The sequence below is a fragment of the Kineococcus mangrovi genome (assembly GCF_041320705.1).
Classification (GTDB): domain Bacteria; phylum Actinomycetota; class Actinomycetes; order Actinomycetales; family Kineococcaceae; genus Kineococcus; species Kineococcus mangrovi.
Genome location: NZ_JBGGTQ010000005.1, coordinates 215,938 through 241,921 on the forward strand (window position 1 = coordinate 215,938; position 25,984 = coordinate 241,921).

At 72.6% G+C, this 25,984-nt stretch carries 18 protein-coding genes; 14 read left to right on the plus strand and 4 right to left on the minus strand.

Features of this window, described 5'->3' with window-relative positions:
* The first annotated feature begins 38 nt into the window (after positions 1 to 38).
* Positions 39 to 2,843, plus strand: coding sequence for a DNA polymerase I (gene polA, locus AB2L28_RS12380; protein WP_370719206.1), 2,805 nt, complete (start codon positions 39 to 41; stop codon positions 2,841 to 2,843).
* Positions 2,843 to 3,085: a DUF4287 domain-containing protein gene (locus AB2L28_RS12385; RefSeq protein ID WP_370719208.1), complete on the plus strand. Its 243-nt coding sequence runs from the start codon at positions 2,843 to 2,845 to the stop codon at positions 3,083 to 3,085. Before polA ends, AB2L28_RS12385 begins: the two co-directional genes overlap by 1 nt.
* A 25-nt stretch (positions 3,086 to 3,110) precedes the next feature.
* Here the strand turns inward: AB2L28_RS12385 and AB2L28_RS12390 are convergent, their stop codons facing one another.
* Complete coding sequence (locus AB2L28_RS12390; protein WP_370719210.1) at positions 3,111 to 3,926, minus strand: class I SAM-dependent methyltransferase; 816 nt, start codon at positions 3,924 to 3,926, stop codon at positions 3,111 to 3,113.
* A gap of 199 nt (positions 3,927 to 4,125) precedes the next feature.
* On the opposite strand from AB2L28_RS12390, the gene rpsA reads away from it, so the two are divergent.
* Positions 4,126 to 5,637, plus strand: a complete 1,512-nt coding sequence (rpsA, locus tag AB2L28_RS12395; RefSeq protein WP_370719212.1) for a 30S ribosomal protein S1 — start codon at positions 4,126 to 4,128, stop codon at positions 5,635 to 5,637.
* A 109-nt stretch (positions 5,638 to 5,746) separates the two neighbouring features.
* On the opposite strand, the gene AB2L28_RS12400 is transcribed toward rpsA, so the two are convergent.
* Positions 5,747 to 6,790, minus strand: coding sequence for a LacI family DNA-binding transcriptional regulator (locus AB2L28_RS12400; RefSeq protein WP_370719214.1), 1,044 nt, complete (start codon positions 6,788 to 6,790; stop codon positions 5,747 to 5,749).
* A gap of 334 nt (positions 6,791 to 7,124) precedes the next feature.
* On the opposite strand from AB2L28_RS12400, the gene chvE reads away from it, so the two are divergent.
* From chvE to uvrB, 5 genes are all read left to right on the plus strand, one after another.
* Positions 7,125 to 8,273: a multiple monosaccharide ABC transporter substrate-binding protein gene (gene chvE, locus AB2L28_RS12405; RefSeq protein ID WP_370719216.1), complete on the plus strand. Its 1,149-nt coding sequence runs from the start codon at positions 7,125 to 7,127 to the stop codon at positions 8,271 to 8,273.
* A 100-nt stretch (positions 8,274 to 8,373) separates the two neighbouring features.
* Positions 8,374 to 9,987, plus strand: a complete 1,614-nt coding sequence (gene mmsA / locus AB2L28_RS12410) for a multiple monosaccharide ABC transporter ATP-binding protein (protein WP_370719218.1) — start codon at positions 8,374 to 8,376, stop codon at positions 9,985 to 9,987.
* Positions 9,984 to 11,210 carry a multiple monosaccharide ABC transporter permease gene (gene mmsB / locus AB2L28_RS12415; protein ID WP_370719220.1) on the plus strand — a complete coding sequence of 409 codons (1,227 nt, stop codon included), beginning with the start codon at positions 9,984 to 9,986 and terminating at the stop codon, positions 11,208 to 11,210. The genes mmsA and mmsB overlap by 4 nt, the downstream gene beginning before the upstream one ends.
* 75 nt (positions 11,211 to 11,285) lie before the next feature.
* A complete protein-coding gene (gene coaE, locus AB2L28_RS12420) occupies positions 11,286 to 12,179 on the plus strand; it encodes a dephospho-CoA kinase (protein WP_370719222.1) in 894 nt (297 codons plus the stop codon).
* A gap of 9 nt (positions 12,180 to 12,188) precedes the next feature.
* Entirely contained in the window at positions 12,189 to 14,336 is a 2,148-nt protein-coding gene (gene uvrB / locus AB2L28_RS12425; RefSeq protein ID WP_370719224.1) for an excinuclease ABC subunit UvrB, read from the plus strand.
* Between the two features lie 89 nt (positions 14,337 to 14,425).
* Here uvrB and AB2L28_RS12430 read toward each other — a convergent pair whose 3' ends face one another.
* Positions 14,426 to 15,004: a MarR family winged helix-turn-helix transcriptional regulator gene (locus tag AB2L28_RS12430; protein ID WP_370719226.1), complete on the minus strand. Its 579-nt coding sequence runs from the start codon at positions 15,002 to 15,004 to the stop codon at positions 14,426 to 14,428.
* 293 nt (positions 15,005 to 15,297) lie between these two features.
* Here AB2L28_RS12430 and uvrA point away from each other — a divergent pair, with 293 nt between their 5' ends.
* Entirely contained in the window at positions 15,298 to 18,192 is a 2,895-nt protein-coding gene (uvrA, locus tag AB2L28_RS12435) for an excinuclease ABC subunit UvrA (RefSeq protein WP_370719446.1), read from the plus strand.
* A 28-nt stretch (positions 18,193 to 18,220) separates the two neighbouring features.
* Here uvrA and AB2L28_RS12440 read toward each other — a convergent pair whose 3' ends face one another.
* Positions 18,221 to 19,387, minus strand: a complete 1,167-nt coding sequence (locus AB2L28_RS12440) for a UDP-N-acetylglucosamine 2-epimerase (protein ID WP_370719228.1) — start codon at positions 19,385 to 19,387, stop codon at positions 18,221 to 18,223.
* Positions 19,388 to 19,568: 181 nt separating this feature from the next.
* Here AB2L28_RS12440 and uvrC point away from each other — a divergent pair, with 181 nt between their 5' ends.
* From uvrC to gap, 5 genes are all read left to right on the plus strand, one after another.
* Entirely contained in the window at positions 19,569 to 21,587 is a 2,019-nt protein-coding gene (uvrC, locus tag AB2L28_RS12445; RefSeq protein WP_370719230.1) for an excinuclease ABC subunit UvrC, read from the plus strand.
* Between the two features lie 97 nt (positions 21,588 to 21,684).
* Positions 21,685 to 22,590: an RNase adapter RapZ gene (gene rapZ / locus AB2L28_RS12450; RefSeq protein WP_370719232.1), complete on the plus strand. Its 906-nt coding sequence runs from the start codon at positions 21,685 to 21,687 to the stop codon at positions 22,588 to 22,590.
* On the plus strand, positions 22,587 to 23,627 hold the full coding sequence (locus tag AB2L28_RS12455; protein ID WP_370719234.1) for a gluconeogenesis factor YvcK family protein: 1,041 nt from the start codon (positions 22,587 to 22,589) through the stop codon (positions 23,625 to 23,627). Before rapZ ends, AB2L28_RS12455 begins: the two co-directional genes overlap by 4 nt.
* A gap of 85 nt (positions 23,628 to 23,712) precedes the next feature.
* A complete protein-coding gene (gene whiA, locus AB2L28_RS12460; protein WP_370719236.1) occupies positions 23,713 to 24,693 on the plus strand; it encodes a DNA-binding protein WhiA in 981 nt (326 codons plus the stop codon).
* A 200-nt stretch (positions 24,694 to 24,893) separates the two neighbouring features.
* The gene (gap, locus tag AB2L28_RS12465) at positions 24,894 to 25,898 is read left to right on the plus strand and encodes a type I glyceraldehyde-3-phosphate dehydrogenase (protein WP_370719238.1); all 1,005 of its coding nucleotides are present in this window, start codon (positions 24,894 to 24,896) and stop codon (positions 25,896 to 25,898) included.
* The last annotated feature ends 86 nt before the right edge of the window (positions 25,899 to 25,984 follow it).

The following is a 25,984-nucleotide window of genomic DNA, read 5'->3' on the forward strand; positions in this document are numbered from 1 at the left end:
GCGGGGGTGTGTCGGAGGGTCTGACTACCCTGACCGACGTGACCCCCGCCCCGAGCACCAGCACAGCCCGCACCACCGGCTCGTCCCGCTCCGCCGCGACGAAGGGCGCGGCGCAGGAGCCGGCGCCGACGAAGCCCCGGCTGCTGCTCATCGACGGGCACTCGATGGCCTACCGGGCCTTCTACGCGCTGCCGGTGCAGAACTTCTCCACGACGACGGGCCAGGCGACCAACGCCGTCTACGGCTTCACCTCGATGCTCATCAACCTGCTGCGCGACGAGGAGCCGACGCACTTCGCGGTGACGTTCGACGTCTCGCGCGCCTCGTTCCGCACCGAGGTCTACGCCGAGTACAAGGGCACCCGGACCAAGAGCCCGGACGAGTTCCGCGGCCAGGTCGACCTCGTCAAGGAGGTCCTGGCCGCCCTGCGCGTCCCGGTCGTGGAGGTCGAGGGCTACGAGGCCGACGACGTCATCGCCACGCTGACGGAACGGGCGGTGGAGCAGGGGTTCGAGGTGCTCGTCTCGTCGGGGGACCGGGACGCCTTCCAGCTGGTGCGTCCCGACGTCACCGTGCTCTACCCGGTCCGGGGGGTCTCCGAGCTGACCCGCATGACCCCCGAGGCGGTCGAGGAGAAGTACGGCGTCCCGCCGCAGCGCTACCCCGAGCTCGCCGCGCTCGTGGGGGAGACGTCCGACAACCTGCCCGGCGTCCCGGGGGTGGGGGCCAAGACGGCGGCGAAGTGGATCGCGGCCTACGACGGCCTCGACGGGGTCATCGCGAACGCGGACCTGGTCAAGGGCAAGGCGGGGGAGAACCTGCGCGCCCACCTCGACTCCGTCATCCGCAACCGCCGGCTCAACGCCCTGGTCACCGACCTCGCCCTCGACGTCGACGTCCCGGACCTCCTGCGCCGCGCCTGGGACCGCGAGCAGGTGCACACCGTCTTCGACGGCCTGGAGTTCCGCGTCCTGCGCGACCGGCTGTTCGCCACCCTGGAGTCGGCCGAGCCCGAGGCCGAGGAGGGGTTCGGCGTCGACGGCGCGGTCCTGCTGGCCGGGGAGGTCGGCCCGTGGCTGGACGAGCACGCCACGGGCCGCACCGGCGTGCACGTGCAGGGCCGGTGGAGCCGCGGGACCGGTGAGGTGACGGGGCTCGCCCTGGCCGGGGCCGACGGCGTCGCGGCGTGGGTCGACCCCGTGACGCTCGACCCCGCCGACGAGCAGGCGCTCGCCGCGTGGCTGGCCGACGCCGAGCGCCCCAAGGTGGCCCACGACGTCAAGGGCCCCTCGCACGCCCTGCGGGCCCGCGGCTGGGACCTGGCCGGGGTCGTCCTCGACACCGCGCTGGCCGCGTACCTGTGCCGGCCCGACCAGCGCAGCTACGACCTGGCCGACCTCGCCGTGCGGCACCTCAAGCGCGAGCTGCGCGCCGAGGGGTCCGCGACCGCCCCCGAGGCGGCCGACGAGCAGCTGACCCTCGACGGCGGCGACGGCCCCGTCGGCGGGGACCAGGCCGCCCGCGCCGAGGAGGGGATGGTCCGCGCGCTGGCCACCACCGAGCTCGCCGGGGTCCTGGTCACCGAGCTGGAGGAGCGGGGCGGCACGCGGTTGCTGGCCGAGGTGGAGCTGCCCCTGGTGGACGTGCTGGCCCGGCAGGAACGGGTCGGCGTCGCCGTCGACGCGCAGCTGCTGACCGACCTCGAGCAGCACTTCGCCGACCGCGTCGGGCAGGCGCAGGCGCAGGCGTACGAGGTGATCGGCACCGAGATCAACCTCGGTTCGCCCAAGCAGCTGCAGACGGTCCTGTTCGACCAGCTCCAGATGCCCAAGACCAAGCGCACCAAGACGGGGTACACCACCGACGCCGACGCCCTGGCCGCGCTCTTCGTCAAGACCGAGCACCCGTTCCTGGCGCACCTGCTCGAGCACCGCGACGCCTCCCGGCTGCGCCAGACGGTCGAGGGGCTGCAGAAGTCGGTGGCCGACGACGGCCGCATCCACACGACCTACCAGCAGATGATCGCCGCGACGGGCCGGCTCAGCTCGACCGACCCGAACCTGCAGAACATCCCGATCCGCACCGAGGAGGGCCGCCGCATCCGCGAGGCGTTCGTGGTCGGCCCGGGGGGCTCCGGCGGCGGCTTCGAGTGCCTGTTGACGGCCGACTACTCCCAGATCGAGATGCGGATCATGGCGCACCTGTCCGGGGACGAGGGCCTCATCGCGGCCTTCCACTCCGGGGAGGACCTGCACCGCTTCGTCGGCAGCCGCGTCTTCGGCGTGGCCCCGGCGGACGTGACCGCCGAGATGCGCGCCAAGATCAAGGCGATGTCGTACGGCCTGGCGTACGGGCTGTCCGCCTTCGGCCTGTCGAACCAGCTGAAGATCTCGACCGAGGAGGCCAAGGACCTCATGGACGAGTACTTCGAGCGCTTCGGCGGGGTGCGCGACTACCTGCGCGGCGTGGTCGAGGAGGCCCGCCGGACGGGGTGGACCGAGACGATCCTCGGCCGCCGCCGTTACCTGCCCGACCTGGCCAGCGACAACCGCCAGCGGCGCGAGATGGCCGAGCGGATGGCGCTGAACGCCCCCATCCAGGGCAGCGCCGCGGACATCATCAAGGTCGCGATGCTCGACCTGGACCGCGGGCTGCGCGAGTCCGGCCTGCGCTCGCGCCTGTTGCTGCAGGTCCACGACGAACTCGTGCTCGAGGTGGCGCAGGGCGAGCGCGAACCGCTGGAGCAGCTCGTGCGCTCGACCATGGCGGGGGCGGCCGACCTGGCCGTCCCCCTGGACGTCTCGGTGGGCGCCGGCCGGTCCTGGCACGAGGCGGGCCACTGATGGCCGCGGCGCAGGAACCGGGGGCGGGCCCCGTGAAGGGACCGGCGTCCTACTTCCCCTCGATCGAGGCGAGGTACGGCCGCCCGGTCTCGCAGTGGCAGGCCCTGCTGCGCGAGCACCGCGCCGCGCACCCCGGGGTCCGGCACTCCGAGCAGGTGACGTGGTTGAAGGCCGAGCACGGTCTCGGCCACGGGCACGCCAACGCCCTCGTCGCCGCCACCCGTTCCCAGGACGACGCCTGACCCCGGTGGTGCCGGTCGGGCCCGTTCAGGGGCGGTCGGCCACGAGCACGAGGGTGCCGGGGACGAGCTCGCCGCGCAGCCTGCTCCACCCGCCCCAGACGGCGTCCCCGGAGCGCCACCGCGGCTCGACGAGGTCGCGCACGACGAGGCCGACGCCCACGAGCAGTCGCACCCAGTCCCCGACGGTGCGGTGGTGCTCGGCGTAGGTGACCCTCCCGTGCTCGTCGGCCTCGACGTAGGCGTTCCGGTCGAAGTAGGAGTGCGTCACGGTCAGCCCCTCCGGACCGGGCACGTCGGGCAGGGCCCACCGCAGCGGGTGCGGCACGCTCGCGGCGAACCGGCCCCCCGGGCGCAGCACGCGGGCGGCCTCGGCGAGGACCCGCCCGGCGTCGGCGACGAACGGCAGGGCCCCGTAGGACGTGAACACGACGTCGAAGGTGGCGTCGGGGAAGGGCAGCACCCGGGCGTCGCACTGCACGAGCGGCACCCCGGCCGACCGCGCGGGCGCCGACCCCTCGCGCAGCATCCCCAGGGACAGGTCGGTCGCCACGACCCGGGCGCCGCGGCCGGCGACCCAGCGCGCGCACTGCGCCGCCCCCGCCCCGATCTCCAGGACGTCGCGACCGGCCAGGTCGCCGAGCAGCTGCGCCTCGTCCTCGCGCAGGCCGTCCGGGCCCCACACGAGGTCCGATCCGGGCCGGGCGTCGCCGAGGAAGGCGCCGTGCTCGCGGCGGTACTCCGCGGCCTCGGCGTCCCACCAGGACCGCTGCGCGGCAACGGTCTCGGCGGCCCCGGCGGGGCGGCGACCGACACTGGGCTGGGCGCTGGGCTGCTGGTCCACCCGGTGATCCTGCCAGCCCCGCCGAGCACCGGCCGGGGGTGCTTTGCCCGCCTCCGGTCGCGCCGGTAGTCTGGGACAGCGCGCGCCCGGTGGTCCGACCGGTGTTCCTCCCCGGAGCTCGACGGCCCGTGGGCACGCGTGGCGGCCGGGAACCCCCGGACGTCCACCTACGACTGTCCCTGACGGAGCCCCTACCTCCATGACGACCACCACGACCGCGCCGGCGGGCACCACTCCTCAGATCGCGATCAACGACATCGGATCGGCTGAGGACTTCCTTGCCGCGGTCGACGCGACCATCAAGTACTTCAACGACGGTGACATCGTCTCCGGCACCATCGTGAAGGTCGACCGGGACGAGGTCCTCCTCGACATCGGTTACAAGACCGAGGGCGTCATCCCCTCGCGCGAGCTCTCGATCAAGCACGACGTCGACCCCAACGAGGTCGTGGGCGTCGGCGACGAGGTCGAGGCCCTGGTCCTCCAGAAGGAGGACAAGGAGGGCCGCCTGATCCTGTCCAAGAAGCGTGCCCAGTACGAGCGCGCCTGGGGCACGATCGAGGCCAAGAAGGACGCCGACGAGGTCGTCGAGGGCACTGTCATCGAGGTCGTCAAGGGTGGGCTCATCCTCGACATCGGCCTCCGTGGCTTCCTGCCCGCGTCGCTGGTCGAGATGCGTCGCGTCCGCGACCTGCAGCCCTACGTCGGCAAGACGATCGAAGCCAAGATCATCGAGCTGGACAAGAACCGCAACAACGTGGTCCTGTCCCGCCGCGCCTGGCTCGAGCAGACCCAGTCCGAGGTCCGCCAGAACTTCCTCACGACCCTGCAGAAGGGTCAGGTCCGCTCCGGCGTCGTCTCCTCGATCGTCAACTTCGGTGCGTTCGTGGACCTCGGTGGCGTCGACGGTCTGGTGCACGTCTCGGAGCTGTCCTGGAAGCACATCGACCACCCCTCCGAGGTCGTCGAGGTCGGCCAGGAGGTCACGGTCGAGGTCCTGGACGTCGACATGGACCGCGAGCGCGTGTCCCTGTCGCTCAAGGCGACCCAGGAAGACCCGTGGCAGCAGTTCGCCCGGACCCACGCGATCGGCCAGGTCGTGCCGGGCAAGGTCACCAAGCTCGTCCCGTTCGGTGCGTTCGTGCGCGTCGACGACGGCATCGAGGGCCTGGTCCACATCTCCGAGCTGGCCGAGCGCCACGTCGAGGTGCCCGAGCAGGTCGTCCAGGTCAACAGCGACATCTTCGTCAAGGTCATCGACATCGACCTGGAGCGTCGCCGGATCTCGCTGTCGCTGAAGCAGGCCACCGAGTCCCTCGCCGCCGCCGGTGACGAGTTCGACCCGTCGCTGTACGGCATGGCCGCGGACTACGACGAGCAGGGGAACTACAAGTACCCCGAGGGCTTCGACCCCGAGACGAACGAGTGGCTCGAGGGCTACGAGGCCCAGCGCGAGGAGTGGGAGGGGCAGTACGCCCTGGCCCACGAGCGCTGGGAGCAGCACAAGAAGCAGGTCGCGGAGGCCGCCGAGGCCGAGGCGAAGGCCGAGGCCGAGGGTGGCGCCGCCGCTCCCACGAGCAGCAGCTCCTCGAGCAGCAGCTCGTCGTCGGCGCCGTCGTCCTACACCTCCGAGGCTCCGGAGGCCGCGGGCACGCTCGCGTCCGACGAGGCCCTCGCCGCCCTGCGCGAGAAGCTGACCGGGGGCAACTGAGGCTGACCGCCCCGGTGCTCCGCTGAGCTGAGCAGGAGGCCCCGACCGGTTCGTCCGGTCGGGGCCTTCGTGCGTGCCGGTGGTGTCCGGGTGAGGGGGAGGGTTCCGCTCAGGCCGGGACGGGCGGGGGAGCGGTGCTGGAGCGCACGACGAGACCGGGGGGGACGGTGCCCGGTTCGACGACCCGGTCGTGCAGCCGGCCCAGCAGCACCCGGACGCAGCGGCGGCCGATCTCGGAGAAGTCCTGACGGACGGTCGTCAGGGGCGGGGCGTAGTAGGCCGCTTCCGGGACGTCGTCGAACCCGACGACGGACACGTCGTCCGGGACGCGCACCCCGCGGGCGGACAAGGCGCTCAGGGCGCCCAGGGCCATGGCGTCGTTGGCGGCGAAGAGGGCGGTGACCTCGGTCAGCGGCAGGTCGGCGACGGCCGCGTGCCCCGAGGCGGCGGTCCAGTCCCCGCGCACGGGACGCGGCACGACCCGCGCCCGCTCCACCAGGGCGGTGCGCCAGCCGGTGGAGCGGGCGCGGGACTCGGCCCAGTCGCCGGGGCCGCCGAGGTGGTGCACGGTGCGGTGCCCGAGGCCGAGGAGGTGGTCGGTGGCGGCGCGCGCGGCGGCGACCTCGGCCCAGTAGGCGTCGGTCACACCGGCCCCGTCGAGGCCGGGCGCCAGGACGCAGGGGAAGGCGGCGTCGACCTCGCGCACGGCGTCCTGCGCGCCGTCCTGGGGCACGACGGCGATCGCGCCGTCGACGTACTGGGCCCGCAGGTCCTCCAGCGCCTCCTGCACGCCCGCCGTCGTCAGTTCCGGGAGCATGACGAGGGAGACGGAGTAGCCGGTGGTCCGGGCCGCCTCCTGGATCCCCTGCAACGTCATGGCCGCGCCGTAGAGCGCGGCGTTGGCGGCGACGACGCCGATCCGGTGCGAGCGCCGGGTGACGAGGGTGCGAGCGGCGACGTTGGGGCGGTAGCCGACCTCGGCGATGGCGGCCTCGACCCGCTCGCGGGTGCGCCGCGCCACGGACGGGCTGCCGCGCACGACGCGCGAGACGGTCTGCTGCGAGACGCCGGCCAGCTGCGCGACGTCGGCCAGGACGGGGACCCGCGGCTCGGCGTCGGGGTAGACGCTCCGCTCGTCGGAGTCGGCGGACATGACGGGTCCCGCTTCCTGCAGGCCGGTCCTCGGCGGCGAGGGCCGGAGGTGGATGGGTGGCGAGGGAGCGTCGCACCGTCCTCGCGGGAGCAGAGTAACCCACGGGTCCGGCGGGCACGCCCACCTGCGTCGAGTCCGGGTGCAACCGGGTGACTGGCTTGACGGCCTCGATTGGCAACGCTAACAATGAGGTCGTCCGAACGATGTGCCGGTGGTGACGAGACGAGGAAGCTCGACTCCCACCCGGCAACCCGCGCCACCACGGCGCACATCCCCACACTCGTCGCGGCCGGACGCCGCGCGGGTTCACGAGGTACAGAGGAGTCCCGCCGTGATGAAACGCCGCAGTGCCCTTGCCGTCTTCGGGGCCGGTCTGGCCCTGACCCTCTCCGCCTGCGGTGGCGGTGGCGCCGGAACCGGTGCCGGCGGCGACGACAGCGCCCCCGCCGACAAGGGCGACATCACCGTCGGCGTCGCGATGCCGACCCAGACGTCCGAGCGCTGGATCGCCGACGGCAACAACGTCAAGGCGGGTCTGGAGAAGGCCGGCTACAAGGTCGACCTGCAGTACGCCAACGACGACATCCCGACCCAGTCGCAGCAGATCGACCAGATGATCACCAAGGGCGACAAGGTCCTCATCGTCGCGGCGATCGACGGCACCGCCCTCTCGAGCCAGCTCTCCTCCGCGGCGTCGGCCGGCGTCAAGATCATCTCCTACGACCGCCTCATCCGCGGGTCCGGGGACGTCGACTTCTACGTCTCCTTCGACAACTACAAGGTCGGTGTGCAGCAGGGCACCTCGCTGCTGACCGGCCTGGGGCTGAAGAACGCCGACGGTTCCGAGGGCACCGCCACCGGCCCGTTCAACGTCGAGCTGTTCGCCGGCTCCCTGGACGACAACAACGCCCAGTTCTTCTGGGACGGCGCGTTCGACACGCTCAAGCCGTACATCGACTCCGGCCAGCTCGTCGTGAAGTCGGGGCAGACGAAGATCGACCAGGCCGCCATCCTGCGCTGGCAGCAGGAGACCGCGCAGAAGCGCATGGAGGACCTGCTCACCTCCGCCTACAACGACGGCAGCAAGGTCGATGGCGTCCTGTCGCCCTACGACGGCATCTCCCGCGGCATCATCACCGCGCTGCAGAACGCCGGGTACGGCGGCTCGGGCAAGCCCATGCCGATCATCACCGGCCAGGACGCCGAGATCGCCTCCGTGAAGCTCATCAACGACGGCGTGCAGTACTCGACGATCTTCAAGGACACCCGCAAGCTGGCCGACGAGGCCGTCACCGTCGCGACCGCGCTGGTCGAGGGCGACGAGCCCGAGGCGAACGACACCGAGACGTACGACAACGGCGTCAAGGTCGTCCCCTCCTACCTCCTGGAGTCCCAGATCGTCACCAAGGACAACGTCAAGAGCGCCCTGGTGGACACCGGCTACTACACGCAGGCCGAGGTCGACGCCGGTCAGGCCAGCTGACCATCCTCCCGTCCCCGCCCCGAGTTCTCGCGAACTCGGGGCGGGGTTCGTGCGGTCCAGCGAGAAACTCCCCACCACGACGAGGGACGACGGTTCACCGATGACCGAGAACACCCGCACCACCGGCGCCGAGAACATCCTCGAGATGCGCTCCATCACCAAGACCTTCCCGGGCGTCAAGGCCCTGTCCGACGTCTCGTTGTCGGTGCGCCGCGGTGAGGTCCACGCGATCTGCGGGGAGAACGGCGCCGGGAAGTCGACGTTGATGAAGGTCCTGTCCGGGGTCTACCCGCACGGGACCTACGACGGCGAGATCTACTTCAACGGCCAGCTCTCGACGTTCTCCGGGATCGTCGACTCCGAGAAGGCCGGCATCGCGATCATCCACCAGGAGCTGGCCCTCGTGCCGTACCTGTCGGTGGCCGAGAACCTCTTCCTGGGCAACGAGATCAAGGGCCGTACCGGTCTCATCGACTGGAACCGCACCAACGGCGAGGCCTCCAAGCTGCTGCAGCGCGTGGGCCTGACGGAGAACCCCAGCACGCCCATCGGGCAGCTCGGCGTCGGCAAGCAGCAGCTCGTCGAGATCGCCAAGGCCCTCAGCAAGGACGTCAAGCTGCTCATCCTCGACGAGCCGACGGCCGCGCTGAACGACAACGACTCCGCCCACCTGCTCGACCTGCTGCGTCAGCTGCGCCAGGAGGGCATGACGAGCATCATGATCTCGCACAAGCTCAACGAGATCGAGGCGATCTCGGACTCGGTGACGATCATCCGCGACGGCCAGACCATCGAGACCCTCGACATGCGGGCCGACGCCGTCACCGAGGACCGCATCATCCGCGGCATGGTCGGCCGTGACCTCGACAGCCGCTACCCCGAGCGCGAGTCCCACCCGGGCGAGGAGATCCTGCGCATCGAGGGCTGGACCGTCGGGCACGCCAACCAGGACCGCCTCGTCGTCGACCACGCGTCGCTCAACGTCCGCGCGGGCGAGGTCGTCGGCATCGCCGGCCTTATGGGCGCCGGACGCACCGAACTGGCGATGAGCGTGTTCGGCCGCAGCTACGGCCGGTACCTCGGGGGCAAGCTGTTCCTGCACGGCAAGGAGACGCAGGCGCGCTCGGTCCGCGAGGCCATCAAGGTCGGGCTGGCCTACGCCACGGAGGACCGCAAGAAGTTCGGCCTGAACCTCATCGACGACATCAAGCGCAACGTCTCCGCGGCCGCGCTCGGCAAGCTCGCCAGCGGCGGTTTCGTCGACGCGAACGAGGAGATCAAGGTTGCCGAGGACAGCAAGCGGAGCATGAACATCAAGGCCCCGACCGTCAGTGCGCTGACGGGCAAGCTGTCCGGCGGCAACCAGCAGAAGGTCGTCCTGTCGAAGTGGATCTTCTCCGACCCCGAGGTCCTCATCCTCGACGAACCCACCCGCGGGATCGACGTCGGCGCCAAGTACGAGATCTACACGATCATCAACCGCCTGGTGGCGGCCGGGAAGGCCGTCATCGTCATCTCCTCCGAGCTGCCCGAGCTGCTCGGGATCTGCGACCGCATCTACACGCTGTCCGCGGGGCGCATCACCGGCCAGTTGCCGATCGCCGAGGCGAGCCAGGAGAGCCTCATGGTCCTCATGACCAAGGGCGGCAGCGTCTCCGTCGCGCCCGACCCCCACCCCACCGACGAACTCACCCCGCAGGAGCGCACCGCATGAGCGGCAGCACGCTGACCAAGGACAGCAAACCCGCACCGGCCCCGAAGACGGGCAGCGCGAACCCCTTCGTCGCCATCACCCAGAACCTGCGCGAGAGCGGCATCTACATCGCCTTCGTCGTCGTGGTGGTGCTGTTCGCGATCCTCACCGACGGGTTGTCCCTCAGCCCGGGCAACATCACGAACATCGTGCTGCAGTACTCCTACGTGCTGGTGCTCGCCATCGGCATGCTCATCGTCATCGTCGCCGGCCACATCGACCTGTCGGTCGGGTCGGTCGTCGCGTTGACGGGCGCCGTCTCGGCCCAGCTCGTCATCGGCTCCAACCAGCCGTGGTGGGTCGGGGTCATCGCCGCCCTCGGCGTCGGGCTCCTCGTCGGTGCCTGGCAGGGGTTCTGGGTCGCCGTCGTCGGGATCCCGGCGTTCATCGTCACCCTGGCCGGGATGCTGCTGTTCCGCGGCCTGACGTTCTTCGTCCTGAACAACGTCTCGCTCTCGCCGTTCCCCGCGCAGTACGGCAAGATCGCCACCGGGTTCTCGAACGGCCTCATCGGCGGCAACGGCTACGACGCCTTCACCCTCCTCATCGCCGTCCTCGCCGTCGTCGCGTTCGCCGTCACCCAGGTGCGCACCCGCATCGCCAAGATCCGCTACCAGCAGGTCGTGGACGCGATGCCGTTGTTCGTGCTGAAGATCGTCGTCGTGGCCGCGGTCGTCATGGCCTTCGCCTGGCAGCTGGCGAACAGCCGGGGCCTGCCGTACGTGCTCGTCATCCTGGCCGTGCTGATCCTCACGTACTCGATGGTCATGAAGTCGTCCGTCTTCGGCCGTCAGGTCTACGCCATCGGCGGCAACCTCGCCGCCGCGCAGCTGTCCGGCGTCAACGTCCGCCGGGTGAACTTCTGGATCTTCGTCAACATGGGCTTCCTCGCCGCGGTCGCGGGGGTCATCTTCTCCTCGCGCTCCAACGGGGCCCAGCCCAGCGCCGGCAACAGCTTCGAGCTGGACGCCATCGCCGCCGCCTTCATCGGTGGCGCCGCGGTCACCGGCGGGGTCGGCAAGATCCAGGGCGCGATGATCGGTGGTCTGCTCGTCGGCGTCATCTCCAACGGGATGCAGCTGTACAACGTGGACCAGTCGCTCCAGTCGGTCATCAAGGGCCTGGTGCTGCTGCTGGCCGTCGCCTTCGACGTCTTCAACAAGCGCCGCAGCGGCGTGCGCTGACGCACCACCCTCTCGCAGGGCCCGTCCGGTTCGTCCGGGCGGGCCCTGCGCGCGTCCGGGGCTAGGGTCGGCCGCGTGCTGCGCGTGGGGTTGACCGGCGGGATCGGTGCGGGCAAGTCGACGGTGTCGCGGCTGCTGGTGCAGCTCGGGGCCGTGCTCGTCGACGCCGACGTCGTCGCGCGGGAGGTCGTCGCCGCCGGCACCCCGGGGCTGGCCGCGGTGGTCGAGGAGTTCGGTCCCGGTGTCCTGGCCGACGACGGGTCGCTGGACCGGCCGGTGCTGGGGCGGGTCGTGTTCGGCGACACCGGCCGCCGCGCGGCGCTCAACGCGATCGTCCACCCGCTGGTGGCGGCCCGGCGGGCCGAGCTGGCCGCCGCCGCCCCCGAGGACGCCGTGGTCGTCGAGGACGTGCCGCTGCTCGTGGAGACCGGGGCCGCCCCGACGTACCCGCTCGTCGTGGTCGTCGACGCCGACGCCACCGAGCGCGAGCGCCGGCTCGTCACCGAGCGGGGCATGGACGCGCAGGCGGCCCGGGCCCGCATCGCCGCGCAGGCCGGGGACGAGGAGCGCAGGACGGCGGCCGACGTGCTGCTGCCCAACCCGCGCCGGGACCCGGCGGCGCCCGACCCGCTGCCCGGGCTCGTCGGGCGGTTGTGGAGCGAACGGCTCGTCCCCTTCGAGGAGGGGACGCGCACCGGCCGGCCGGGGGCCCTGCCCGCCGGGACGCCCGCCGAGGGGGACGAGCGCCGCGTGCTGGCCCGGCTGGAACGGGCGGCCGGTTCCGCCCGGCTCACCGCCACCGGCGCCTGGCCGCTGCGCACGGTCGTGTCCGCCGAGGGCGGACTGGCCGGCCTGGGGTACGTCCGGGCAGGTCAGGGGCGGTGGGCCAGCGCCGACCCGGGGTGCGCGGTCCTGGTCGAGGTCGAGGCGGGCCTCGCCCGGAGGGCCCGTGTCGGAGGTCCGACCTAGTCTTCCCCCATGCGGCCGACGACAGACCTCCAGCGCCGGGTGGCCCCCTTCGAGGTGGTCTCCGAGTTCTCCCCCTCCGGGGACCAGCCCACCGCCATCGCCGAGCTGGCACGGCGGGTGGACGCGGGGGAGCAGGACGTCGTGCTGCTCGGCGCGACGGGGACGGGGAAGTCGGCCACGACGGCCTGGCTCATCGAGCAGGTGCAGCGACCGACGCTCGTCATGGCCCCCAACAAGACGCTCGCCGCGCAGCTGGCGAACGAGTTCCGCGAGCTGCTGCCGAACAACGCGGTGGAGTACTTCGTCTCGTACTACGACTACTACCAGCCCGAGGCGTACGTCCCGCAGTCGGACACGTACATCGAGAAGGACTCCTCGGTCAACGACGAGGTCGAGCGGCTGCGGCACTCGGCGACGAACTCGCTGCTGACCCGCCGCGACGTCGTCGTGGTCGCGACGGTGTCGTGCATCTACGGTCTCGGCACCCCGCAGGAGTACGTCGACCGGATGGTGACGCTCAAGGTCGGCGACACGATCGAGCGCGACGAGCTGCTGCGCAAGTTCGTCGAGGAGCAGTACACCCGCAACGACCTGGCCTTCACCCGCGGCACCTTCCGGGTCCGCGGGGACACGGTCGAGATCATCCCGCAGTACGAGGAGCACGCGCTGCGGATCGAGTTCTTCGGCGACGAGATCGACAAGCTCTACACGCTGAACCCGCTGACGGGGGAGGTGCTGCGCGAGGAGGAGCTGGTCTACGTCTTCCCCGCTTCGCACTACGTCGCCGGGCCCGAACGGCTCGAACGGGCCATCGGCACGATCGAGGCCGAGCTGACCGAGCGGCTGGCCGAGCTGGAGCAGCAGGGCAAGCTGCTGGAGGCCCAGCGGCTGCGGATGCGCACGACGTACGACATCGAGATGCTGCGCCAGGTCGGTGCCTGCTCGGGGGTGGAGAACTACTCCCGCCACCTCGACGGCCGCGGGCCGGGGTCGGCGTCGAACACGCTGCTGGACTACTTCCCCGAGGACTTCCTCCTCGTCGTGGACGAGTCGCACGTGACGGTGCCGCAGATCGGGGCGATGTACGAGGGCGACATGTCCCGCAAGCGGACCCTCGTCGACTTCGGGTTCCGGCTGCCCAGCGCCATGGACAACCGGCCGCTGCGCTGGGAGGAGTTCCTCGAGCGCACCGGCCAGACGGTCTACCTGTCGGCGACGCCGGGGGACTACGAGCTGTCCCGGGGCCGGGGGGTGGTCGAGCAGATCATCCGCCCGACGGGTCTGGTCGACCCGGAGGTCGTCGTCAAGCCGACGAAGGGGCAGATCGACGACCTGCTGCACGAGATCTCGCTGCGCACGGCCAAGGACGAGCGCGTCCTCGTCACCACCTTGACGAAGAAGATGGCCGAGGACCTCACGGACTACTTCCTCGACCAGGGCGTGCGCGTGCGGTACCTGCACTCCGAGGTCGACACCCTGCGCCGCGTGGAGCTGCTGCGCGAGCTGCGCCAGGGCGACTACGACGTCCTCGTCGGCATCAACCTGCTGCGCGAGGGGCTGGACCTGCCGGAGGTCTCGCTCGTGGCGATCCTCGACGCGGACAAGGAGGGGTTCCTGCGCTCGTCGAAGTCGCTGATCCAGACGATCGGTCGCGCGGCCCGCAACGTCTCCGGTCAGGTCCACATGTACGCGGACACGGTCACCCCGTCCATGGCCGAGGCCATCGAGGAGACGAACCGCCGCCGCGAGAAGCAGATCGCCTACAACACCGAACGCGGCGTCGACCCGATGCCGCTGCGCAAGCGGATCGCCGACATCACCGACCTCATCGCCCGCGAGGACGCCGACACCGCCGAGCTGCTCGCCGCGGCCAAGGGCGGGCCCGGGGGCAGCGGGCGGTCGCAGTCGCGCGGCAAGGCCCCCACGCCCGCCAAGGGCGCCAAGGGCGCCAAGGGGAAGAACGTCGGCCGCGAGGTGGGTCCCGAACCGCGGGCCGGGATGCCGCAGGCCGACCTCGCCGACCTCATCCAGGAGCTCACCGACCAGATGCACTCGGCGGCCGCCGAGCTGCAGTTCGAGCTGGCGGCGCGGTTGCGCGACGAGGTCGGGGACCTGAAGAAGGAGCTGCGGGGGATGCGCGCGGCGCAGGGGGCCTGATCACCGACGGCACGAACGGGGGCCGGCCGTCCCCTCCTGACCGGCCGGCACCCGACGGCGTGACGGCGTGGCCGCCATCCCCCGCCGCGTCAGGCGCGGTCGGGGGCGGGCGGGACGGAGGACACGCTCCCGGTCGCCTGCAGGTGGTCCAGCAGCACGGTGCTGATCTCCCGCAGCTGCCGCAGCTGCTCGGCGGAGAGCTGGTCGAACAGCGTGCCGCGCACCGTGTCCACGTGCCCGGGGGCGGCCGAGGCCAGCGCGGCCGAGCCCTCGTCGGTGAGCACGGCGAGGAACCCGCGACCGTCGGTGGGGCAGGCCTCGCGGCGGATCCAGCCGCGCTCCTCCATGCGGGCCACCGCGTGCGAGACGCGGCTGCGGGAGGAGGAGGAGGACTCGGCGAGCTCGCTCATGCGCAGCGAGCGGCCCGGGGCCTCCGAGAGCCGGACGAGCATCTCGTAGTACGTCAGGAGGATGCCGGAGTCCCGCTGCAGCTGACGGTCGAACCGGTCGAGCAGCAGCTGGGTGGCGGACAGGAAGGTCCGCCAGGTCACCTGCTCGTCGTCGTCCAGCCACCGGGCCGGCACCGGGTCCGCGGGGCCGGCGCCTCCCGCGGTCTCGTCGGGGGCGGCGGGGCGCGCTTCCTGCAGAGCCGATCCGGGTGGAGCCATGAACCGAGGGTAAGCAGAACGCTCAACTACCTGCGTCCTCCGAACGGTGGACGTCGACCCGTGCAGTCCTCACGCCCCGCCCGTGCGCAGGTCCCTCCGCCCGGACCGGGACCGTGGCCAGGAGCTGCCCGCGGGCTCGTGTCGGAGGTGACGCCTAGGGTTGCCCCGTGGCATCCCGGACCCCCTCGAAGACCGCGTCGGCGAAGACCGCGTCCTCCCAGCAGACCGTGCCCGCCCAGGGCAGCGGCGGCGCTCGCCGCGGCAGGACCTCCGCCGCTGCGGCGGCACACCCGGTGACCGGTGCCCGCACCCCGGGCGACCGCCTCCTCGTCCGGGGCGCCCGGGAGCACAACCTCAAGAACGTCTCGGTCGACCTCCCCCGGGACAGCCTCGTCGTGTTCACGGGCCTGTCCGGGTCGGGCAAGAGCTCCCTCGCCTTCGACACCGTCTTCGCCGAGGGCCAGCGCCGCTACGTGGAGTCGCTGTCCGCGTACGCGCGCCAGTTCCTCGGGCAGATGGACAAGCCCGACGTCGACTTCATCGAGGGGCTGTCCCCGGCGGTGTCGATCGACCAGAAGTCGACGTCGCGCAACCCGCGCTCGACGGTCGGCACGATCACCGAGGTGTACGACTACCTGCGCCTGCTCTTCGCCCGCGCCGGCACGCCGCACTGCCCCGTCTGCGGCGAGCCCGTCGGCCGCCAGACCCCGCAGCAGATCGTCGACCAGCTCCTGGAGATGCCCGACGGCACCCGCTTCCAGGTCCTGGCCCCCGTGGTGCGCGAGCGCAAGGGCGAGTACGCCGAGCTGTTCCGCGAGCTGCAGGCCAAGGGCTTCGCCCGCGCCCGCGTGGACGGCGAGGTCGTCCCCCTCGACGACCCGCCGACGCTGCAGAAGCGGCTCAAGCACACCATCGAGGTCGTCGTCGACCGCCTCGTCGTCAAGGACGGCGTCAAGCGCCGCCTCACCGACTCCGTCGAGACCGCCCTGGCCCTGTCCTCGGGTCTGCTGGTCGCCGACCTCGTCGACGCCGAGGGTCCCGAGGGGGAGCGGCGCTTCTCCGAGAAGATGGCGTGCCCGAACGAGCACCCCCTGGAGCTGGACGAGATCGAGCCGCGCTCCTTCTCCTTCAACTCCCCGTTCGGGGCGTGCCCGGAGTGCACCGGCATCGGCACCCAGCTCGAGGTGGACCCCGAACTCGTCGTCCCGGACGAGGACCTGTCCCTGGACGAGGGCGCCATCGCCCCGTGGACGGGGGGGGCGGCCGACTACTTCACCCGGCTCGTCACCGCGCTCGCCGACGACCTGTCCTTCTCCACGTCGACGCCGTGGCGGGCCCTGCCCAAGCGGGCCAAGGACGCCCTGCTGCACGGCAAGGACCACCAGGTCCACGTCCGCTACCGGAACCGCTGGGGCCGGGAGCGCTCCTACTCCACCGGGTTCGAGGGGGTCATCGAGTTCGTCAAGCGCCGGCACGCCGAGACGGAGTCGGACTCCTCCAAGGAGCGCTACGAGGGGTACATGCGCGAGACGCCGTGCCCGGTGTGCCGGGGCGCCCGGCTCAAGCCCACCTCGCTGGCCGTGAAGATCGCCGGGCACTCGATCTCCGACATCTGCGCGTTGCCGATCGACGAGTGCTCGCGCTTCCTCGACACGATGCAGCTGTCCCCGCGCGCCAAGAAGATCGCCGGTCAGGTCCTCAAGGAGATCCAGGCCCGCCTGGGGTTCCTGCTCGACGTCGGCCTGGACTACCTGTCGCTGTCGCGGCCCTCGGGCACGCTGTCCGGCGGTGAGGCGCAGCGGATCCGGCTCGCCACCCAGATCGGCTCGGGCCTGGTGGGCGTCCTCTACGTCCTGGACGAACCCTCGATCGGCCTGCACCAGCGCGACAACCGCCGCCTCATCGACACCCTGACGCGGCTGCGGGACCTGGGGAACACCCTCATCGTCGTCGAGCACGACGAGGACACCGTGCGCGTCGCCGACTGGATCGTCGACTTCGGCCCGGGGGCGGGCGAGCGCGGCGGGGAGGTCGTGCACTCCGGGGACCTGCAGGGGCTGCTGGAGAACCCGAGGTCGCTCACCGGGCAGTACCTCTCCGGCGCCCGCGCCATCGAGGTGCCCGCCCAGCGCCGCCCGCGGGACGGGCGCACGCTCGTCGTGACGGGGGCCCGGCAGAACAACCTCAAGGACGTGACCGTCGAGTTCCCGCTCGGCCAGCTCGTCGCGGTGACGGGGGTGTCGGGGTCGGGGAAGTCGACGCTGGTCAACGACATCCTCTACACGGTGCTGGCGAACCGGCTCAACGGCGCCCGCCGGGTCCCGGGCCGGCACAAGTCGGTGGAGGGGCTGGAGCACCTCGACAAGGTGGTCCACGTGGACCAGAGCCCCATCGGGCGGACCCCGCGGTCCAACCCCGCCACCTACACGGGCGTCTTCGACCACATCCGCAAGCTGTTCGCCTCCGCACCGGAGTCGAAGCTGCGCGGGTACCAGCCGGGCCGGTTCTCCTTCAACATCAAGGGCGGGCGCTGCGAGGCGTGCGCGGGCGACGGCACGCTGAAGATCGAGATGAACTTCCTGCCCGACGTGTACGTCCCCTGCGAGGTGTGCCACGGGGCCCGGTACAACCGGGAGACCCTGGAGGTGCGCTTCAAGGGCAAGACGATCGCCGAGGTGCTGGACATGCCGATCGAGGAGGCCGCGGACTTCTTCGCCGCGGTGCCGGCGATCTCGCGGTACATGGCGACGCTGACCGAGGTCGGTCTGGGGTACGTCCGCCTCGGGCAGCCGGCCACGACCCTGTCCGGCGGTGAGGCCCAGCGCGTGAAGCTGGCCTCGGAGCTGCAGCGCCGGTCCAACGGGCGCACCGTCTACGTCCTCGACGAACCCACGACCGGCCTGCACTTCGAGGACATCCGCAAGCTGCTCGGGGTGGTCCAGGGCCTGGTGGACAAGGGCAACAGCGTCCTGGTCATCGAGCACAACCTCGACGTCATCAAGTCGGCGGACTGGATCGTCGACATGGGCCCCGAGGGCGGCAACGGCGGCGGGACCGTCGTCTGCACCGGTACCCCCGAGGACGTCGCGGCGGCCCCGGCCAGCTACACCGGCCAGTTCCTCGCCGAGATCCTGCGGACCACGACCGCCACCGCCGGCACCCGCCGGCGCCGGGCCAAGGCGAGCTGAGGCGAGCTGACGCCGGGCCCGGCGCCGGTCAGGCCGAGACGACGAGCTTGACCACCTGCTCGACCACGACGCGGCTGGCCGAGCCGTCCCCGCAGGGGGTCGGCACGGCCCGCCACCGGCCAGGGTCCGCGGCCAGGACGCCGAGGGCGGCGCTCGCGAGGCGCAGCCCGCCCGGGACGAGGGTGGCGAAGGTGCCGAGCACCTCCGGCCGCTCGCTCGAGCGGCGCACGAGCAGCAGGGGCCGCTTGAGGACGGAGGCCTCCTCGGCCACGCCGTCGGCGTCGGAGACGAGGACGGCGGCCCGGTGCTGCACGACGGCCGCCTGCACGGGGTCCAGCGGGCCCAGGACCGTGCACCGGTCCAGGAGCGGCGCGAACCCCGCCTCGCGCCACCGGTCCCCGGTCGAGGCGGTCACCGGGACCACGACGGGGGTCCCGGCGTCCAGGAGCGTGCTCACCTCGGTCAGCAGCTGCGCCAGCAGGGCGGGCCGGTCGGTGTGCTCGGGCCGGTCCACCGTCAGCAGCACGTACCCGCTCGGCAGGCCCAGAGCGGCGGCCACCGCCTCTTGCGTCCCGTCGTCGGGCAGCAGCCGGTGGACCGCCTCCACGACGGGGTCACCGGTGAGGAGGATGCGCTCGTCGGCGACCCCCTCGGCGCGCAGGGCCGCCACGGCCGCGGCGGTCGGCGCGCAGCACAGGTCGGCGAGCCCGTCGACCACCCGGCGGTGGTGCTCCTCGGGGGTGCGCCGGTCGTGGCTGCGCAGCCCGGCGCCGAGGTGCACCAGGTGCAGCCCGGCCGCGTTCGCGGCCAGCGCGCCCGCCAGGGCCGCGCTCCCGCCGCCGTGCACCACCACGGCCGAGGGCCGGTGCTCGGCGAAGGCGGTGGTGAGGGCGGTGACGAGCTCGCCCAGCACCCGGCCCCGCGGGCCCTCCGGCGCCGCCACGTCCACGCACGCGCCGGCGGGGGTGCCCGCGGCGGACCCGGCGGCCGCACCGGCGCGCACGAGCAGCCCGGCCGCCCCGAGCCGGTGCACGACCTCCGCCGTCCGCACCACGTCGAGGCGATCGCCCACCACGACCGCGACCGGTCCGGGAGCGCCCTCGCCGACGGGGAAGCCCAGCGGCCGGCGCGGCACCGGCGGGCGAGCGCCCGCCGCCGGGAGCGGGACCGAGGGGCTGAGCGTCGGGGTGGGCACGCGCGGACGCTAGGGCACGACCGCGCGCGCCACCGAGCGCTCCGGGCCGTCCGGGACGGAGTTCACCCGTGCCCCGCACGGCCGGTCCCGGACAGTGACCTCACCGTCACGCGAGGTCGGCCCTCGCCGCGGCCCCGGGGGTGCCGGGCCCCTGTCGGAGGAGCGACCTACCCTCGGAGCCGTGCCCGACCCCGCCACCTACCGCCCCAAGCCGGGGGAGATCCCGCTCGAACCCGGGGTGTACCGCTTCCGCGACCCGCACGGCCGGGTCATCTACGTCGGCAAGGCCAAGAGCCTGCGGGCGCGCCTGGCGAACTACTTCCAGGACCTGTCGGCGCTGCACCCGCGCACCACGGCCATGGTCACCACCGCCGCCAGCGTGGAGTGGACCGTCGTGTCCACCGAGGTCGAGGCCCTGCAGCTGGAGTACTCCTGGATCAAGGAGTTCGACCCGCGGTTCAACGTCAAGTACCGCGACGACAAGTCCTACCCCTACCTCGCCGTCACCATGGGCGAGGAGGTGCCGCGCGTGCAGGTCCTGCGCGGGGCCAAGCGCAAGGGCACCCGCTACTTCGGCCCCTACACCCACGCCTGGGCCATCCGCGAGACCGTCGACCTCCTGCTGCGCGTCTTCCCCGTCCGCACCTGCTCCACCGGCGTCTACAAGCGCGCCGGCCAGGTCGGCCGGCCCTGCCTGCTCGGCTACATCGACAAGTGCTCCGCGCCCTGCGTCGGCAAGATCTCCCCCCAGGACCACAAGGACCTCGCGCAGGACTTCTGCGACTTCATGGCCGGCAACACCGCCAAGTTCGTCCGCCGCGCCGAGCGGGAGATGAAGGCCGCCGCCGCCGAGATGGACTACGAGCGCGCCGCCCGCCTGCGCGACGACGTCGGCGCCCTCACCAAGGCCCTGGAGAAGTCCGCCGTCGTCCTGCCCGACGCCACCGACGCCGACGTCTTCGCCATCGCCGACGACGAGCTCGAGGCCGCCGTGCAGGTCTTCCACGTCCGCGGCGGCCGCGTCCGCGGCCAGCGCGGCTGGGTCTCCGAGAAGGTCGAGGACGTCGACACCCCCGAGCTCGTCGAGCAGCTGCTGCTGCAGGTCTACGGCGGCGAGTCCGGCGAGGGCGTCCCGCGCGAGGTGCTCGTCCCCGAGCTGCCCGCCACCGTCGAGGCCGACGTGGAGGACTGGCTCAGCGAGCTGCGCGGGTCCCGCGTCGACCTGCGCGTCCCCCAGCGCGGGGACAAGCGCGCCCTCATGGAGACGGTGCACCGCAACGCCACCCAGGCCCTGGCCCTGCACAAGACCCGCCGCGGCGGGGACCTCACGACCCGCAGCCTGGCCCTGCAGGAGCTGCAGGAGGCGCTCGGGCTGGAGGAGGCGCCGCTGCGCATCGAGTGCTACGACGTCTCGCACACCCAGGAGACCAACGTCGTCGCGTCCATGGTCGTCTTCGAGGACGGCCTGCCCAAGAAGGCCGACTACCGCCGCTTCGCGGTGCGCGGCGAGGAGGGCGGCCTCGACGACACCCGCGCCATGCGCGAGGTCCTGTCCCGCCGGTTCCGCCGGGTGCGCTCGGAGCAGGACGGCGCGCCGGGACAGCCCGCGCCGATCACCGAGACCGCCGACGGCGTGGAGGTCGAGACCTCCGGGGCGGTCGGCGGTGAGGTCCTCGCCGGCCTCGACCCCGAGACCGGCCGGCCCCGCCGCTTCGCCTACACCCCCAACCTCGTCGTCGTCGACGGCGGCCGGCCCCAGGTCGAGGCCGCCGCCCGCGCCCTGGCCGACGTCGGCGTCGTCGACGTGGCCCTGTGCGGGCTCGCCAAGCGCCTGGAGGAGGTGTGGCTGCCGGGGGAGGAGCACCCCGTCGTGCTGCCCCGCACCAGCCAGGGCCTGTTCCTCCTGCAACGCGTGCGCGACGAGGCCCACCGCTTCGCCATCACCTACCACCGCTCCAAGCGGTCCAAGGCGATGACGACCTCCGCCCTCGACGGGGTGCCCGGGCTCGGCCAGGCCCGCAGGACGGCCCTGCTGAAGCACTTCGGCTCCGTCAAGAAGCTGCGCGCCGCCAGCGAGGAAGAGGTGGCCGCCGTGCCCGGCATGGGGACCAAGACCGCCCGGGCCGTCGTCGAGGCGCTCGCGAGCGCCCCGGCGCCCGAACCGGCGGTGAACACCGCCACCGGCGAACTGCTCGACTGAGCCCGCCGGACCAGACCCACCACGGCTGGTGACCGCGTGACCGCGGCGAGTCCTGACCCCGTCGTCGCCGACACGCCCGGGATGACAGGATGAGCGCGTGCAGGAGACGGTGGAGGCCACGGGGGCGGGGCCAGCACGGCCGCGACGGCCCGAGCTGCTCATCATCACCGGGATGTCGGGGGCGGGGCGCTCCACGACGGGCAAGGCCCTGGAGGACCTGGGCTGGTACGTCGTCGACAACCTGCCCCCGCAGATGCTCGAACCCCTGGCCCAGCTCGCGGCCCGGGCGGGGCAGGCCATCCCGCGCCTGGCCGTCGTCGTCGACGTCCGCGGCCGCAGCTTCTTCGCCGAGCTCACCGGCGCCCTCGCCTCGCTCGACACCCGGCACGTCTCCCCGCGCGTGCTGTTCCTCGACGCCACCGACGAGGTCCTCGTCCGCCGCTTCGAGTCGGTCCGGCGCCCCCACCCCCTGCAGGGCGAGGACCGCATCGTGGACGGCATCGCCCGCGAACGCGTCCTCACCGGCGAGCTGCGCGCCCGCGCCGACGTCGTCGTCGACTCCAGCTCCTTCAACGTCCACCAGCTCGGGTCCCTCGTCGCCTCCCTCTTCGAGGCCGACCGCGCCGAGGACCTGCGCGTCACCGTCATGAGCTTCGGCTTCAAGTACGGCACCCCGGCCGACGCCGAGCACGTCGCCGACGTCCGCTTCATCCCCAACCCGCACTGGGAACCGGACCTGCGCCCCCTCACCGGCCAGGACGAACCGGTGTCCCGCTTCGTCCTGGCCGCCCAGGGCGCCACCCCGTTCCTGGACGGCTACGAGTCCGCGCTGTCCCCCGTCTTCGACGGCTACCGGCGCGAGAACAAGCGGTACGCGACGATCGCCATCGGCTGCACCGGCGGCAAGCACCGCTCGGTGGCCATGGCCGAGGAGCTCGGCGCCCGGCTGCGCCGCGACGGCGTGCCCGTCCGCGTCCTCCACCGCGACCTGGGGCGTGAGTGAGCACGCCACCGGAGTCGCACCACCCCTCCTCGACGAGCTTCCCCACCGGTCTCGTCCCCACGGTCGGGCCCGCCACCGCGCCGGTCCCCCCGACGAGCCCGGCCGTCGTCGCCCTCGGCGGCGGCCACGGCCTGTCCGCGTCCCTGTCCGCGCTGCGCCACCTCACCGACCGGCTCACCGCCGTCGTCACCGTCGCCGACGACGGCGGCTCCTCGGGCCGGTTGCGCCGCGAGCTCGGCGGTCTGCCCCCCGGGGACCTGCGGATGGCCCTGTCCGCCCTGTGCGACGACTCCGAGTGGGGCCGGACGTGGCGCGACGTGCTGCAGCACCGCTTCACCAGCGAGGGGTCCCTGCACCAGCACGCCACCGGCAACCTGCTCATCGCCACGCTGTGGGAGCTGCTCGGCGACGAGGTCGCCGGCCTGGACTGGGTCGGCCGCCTCCTCGGCGCCCGCGGCCGGGTCCTGCCCATGGCCGCCGTCCCCCTCGACATCGTGGCCGACGTCCTCGGCCTCGTCCCGGGGGCTCCCGAGGAGACCACCGAGGTGCGCGGCCAGGTCGCCGTCGCCTCCACCACCGGACGCGTCGGCGCCGTCCGGCTCCTCCCCCCGGACCCGCCCGTGCGGCCCGAGGTGGTCGAGGCGGTCACGACCGCCGACTGGGTCGTGCTCGGCCCCGGGTCCTGGTTCACCAGCGTCCTGCCGCACCTCATGGTCCCCGGGCTCGCCCAGGCCCTGACGCGGACCTCCGCGCGGACCTGCGTCACCCTCAACCTCGCCGTCCAACCGGGGGAGACCGACGGCTTCAGCGCCGAGGCCCACCTGGAGGTGCTCGCCGCTCACGCGCCCGGCCTGCGGGTGGACGCCGTCCTCGCCGACCCGGTCGCCGTCACCGACGTCGGTGCCCTGCGCGCGGTGGCCGACTCCCTGGGCGCGCAGCTGCTGCTGCGCACCATGTCCGTCGGCGACGGCACCCCCCGGCACGACGCGCTGCGGCTCGCGGCGGCCTACCGTGACGTCTTCGCGGCCGGACCGTGAGGACGCGCGGCGAGGAGCCGGCACGCGGACGAGCCGACGGACCAGCACACGCACAGCCGACGAGGAACCCCCGGGAGGACGCGCCATGGCGATGACGGCGGCGGTCAAGGACGAGCTGAGCCGGTTGCCGGTGACGACGACGGCGGCCCGCAAGGCCGAGGTGTCGGTGATGCTGCGCTTCGCCGGCGGCCTGCACATCGTGTCCGGGCGCATCGTCATCGAGGCCGAGCTCGACTCCGCCTCCATCGCCCGGCGGCTGCGGCGCGACATCGCCGACGTGTTCGGCCACCCCAGCGACCTGCTCGTTGTGCAGGCCGGCGGACTGCGCCGCGCGACCCGGTACGTCCTGCGGGTGGCCCGCGACGGGGAGTCCCTGGCCCGCCAGACCGGCCTGCTCGACGGCCGCGGCCGTCCCGTGCGCGGGCTGCCCTCGCACATCGTCTCCAGCTCCACCCAGATCGCCGAGGCCGCCTGGCGCGGTGCGTTCCTGGCCCGCGGCTCCCTCACCGAACCCGGCCGCTCCGCCGCCCTGGAGGTCACCTGCCCGGGCCCGGAGGCGGCGCTCGCGCTCGTCGGGGCGGCGCGGCGCCTGGACCTGTCGGCCAAGGCCCGCGAGGTGCGCGGGGTCGACCGGGTCGTCCTGCGCGACGGGGACGCCATCTCGGCGCTGCTGACGCGCCTGGGCGCGCACGACGCGATGATGACGTGGGAGGAACGGCGGATGCGCCGGGAGGTGCGGGCCACGGCCAACCGCCTCGCCAACTTCGACGACGCCAACCTGCGCCGCTCGGCCCGGGCCGCGGTCGCCGCGGGCGCCCGCGTCGAGCGCGCCCTGGAACTGCTCGGCGACGACATCCCCGACCACCTGCTGCAGGCCGGCCGGCTCCGGCTGGAGCACAAGCAGGCCAGCCTGGAGGAGCTCGGCCAGCTCGCCGACCCGCCCATGACGAAGGACGCCATCGCCGGCCGCATCCGGCGGCTGCTCGGGATGGCCGACAAGAAGGCGATCGAGCTGGGCCTGCCCGGCACCGAGTCCGGTCTCACGGCGGACATGCTGGACGCCTGAACCCGGCCCCCGCGCGGGCACGGACCCCCCGGGTCCGCGCGGACGTGACGCAGGCCATAAGGTCGGGGCGACGCCGCGGGGCCCGCGGCAGGTGTTCCCCGGCCCTCGGCGGGGGACGGCACCAGCACTCATCACGTACGGGACGCACGAGACGCACCCGGCCCGCCCGGTCACGGGGTGCGTCAAGGGATGGAGAGCGCATGACCACTCGGGTCGGGATCAACGGATTCGGCCGCATCGGCCGCAACTTCTTCCGCGCCGCACTCGCGCAGGGGGCGGACGTCGAGATCGTGGCGGTCAACGACCTCACCGACGCCAAGGCGCTGGCGCACCTGCTCAAGCACGACTCGATCCTCGGCAAGCTGTCCGAGGACGTCCGCGTCGAGGGCGACTCGATCGTCGTCGGTTCCACCAGCGTCAAGGTCCTCGCCGACCGCGACCCCGCCAACCTCGGCTGGGGCGACCTGGGCGTCGACGTCGTCGTGGAGTCCACCGGCTTCTTCACCGACGGCGAGAAGGCGAAGGCCCACCTGGCCGCCGGCGCCAAGAAGGTCGTCATCTCCGCGCCCGCCACCAACAACGACGTCACCGTCGTCATGGGCGTCAACGACTCCGACTACGACGCCTCGAAGCACTCGCTCATCTCGAACGCGTCCTGCACCACCAACTGCCTGGCCCCGCTGGCCAAGGTCCTCGACGACGCCTTCGGCATCGAGCGCGGCCTCATGACCACGGTCCACGCCTACACCGCGGACCAGAACCTGCAGGACGGCCCGCACAAGGACCTGCGCCGCGCCCGCGCCGCCGCCCTCAACATCGTCCCGACCTCGACGGGGGCCGCCAAGGCCATCGGCCTGGTCCTGCCGACGCTCAAGGGCAAGCTCGACGGCTACGCGCTGCGCGTGCCGGTCCCGACCGGCTCGGCGACCGACCTCACGGTCACCCTGGGCCGCGAGGTCACCGCCGAGGAGGTCGACGCCGCCTACAAGGCCGCGGCCGACGGTCCGCTCAAGGGCTACCTCGTGTACTCGGACGAGCCGTTGGTCTCCTCCGACATCGTGACCGACCCGGCGTCCTGCATCTACGACTCCGGCCTGACGAAGGTCAACGGCAACCAGGTCAAGGTCGTCGGCTGGTACGACAACGAGTGGGGTTACTCCAACCGCCTCGTCGACCTCGTCACGCTCGTGGGCTCCTCGCTCTGAGCCTCTGACACGTTCCGGCCCGGGCACTCGCGCACGCGCAGTGCCCGGGCCGTCGTCCGTCCGGACCCCGGGCCGCACCAGCAGGC

What these genes read in the sequence shown, in the direction of transcription:
- AB2L28_RS12385 (WP_370719208.1), top strand. Translation starts at nt 2,843, where the DNA reads ATGGCCGCGGCGCAGGAACCGGGGGCGGGCCCCGTGAAGGGACCGGCG.
- rpsA (WP_370719212.1), top strand. Translation starts at nt 4,126, where the DNA reads ATGACGACCACCACGACCGCGCCGGCGGGCACCACTCCTCAGATCGCG.
- AB2L28_RS12400 (WP_370719214.1), bottom strand. Translation starts at nt 6,790, where the DNA reads ATGTCCGCCGACTCCGACGAGCGGAGCGTCTACCCCGACGCCGAGCCG.
- chvE (WP_370719216.1), top strand. Translation starts at nt 7,125, where the DNA reads ATGAAACGCCGCAGTGCCCTTGCCGTCTTCGGGGCCGGTCTGGCCCTG.
- mmsA (WP_370719218.1), top strand. Translation starts at nt 8,374, where the DNA reads ATGACCGAGAACACCCGCACCACCGGCGCCGAGAACATCCTCGAGATG.
- mmsB (WP_370719220.1), top strand. Translation starts at nt 9,984, where the DNA reads ATGAGCGGCAGCACGCTGACCAAGGACAGCAAACCCGCACCGGCCCCG.
- uvrB (WP_370719224.1), top strand. Translation starts at nt 12,189, where the DNA reads ATGCGGCCGACGACAGACCTCCAGCGCCGGGTGGCCCCCTTCGAGGTG.
- AB2L28_RS12430 (WP_370719226.1), bottom strand. Translation starts at nt 15,004, where the DNA reads ATGGCTCCACCCGGATCGGCTCTGCAGGAAGCGCGCCCCGCCGCCCCC.
- whiA (WP_370719236.1), top strand. Translation starts at nt 23,713, where the DNA reads ATGGCGATGACGGCGGCGGTCAAGGACGAGCTGAGCCGGTTGCCGGTG.
- gap (WP_370719238.1), top strand. Translation starts at nt 24,894, where the DNA reads ATGACCACTCGGGTCGGGATCAACGGATTCGGCCGCATCGGCCGCAAC.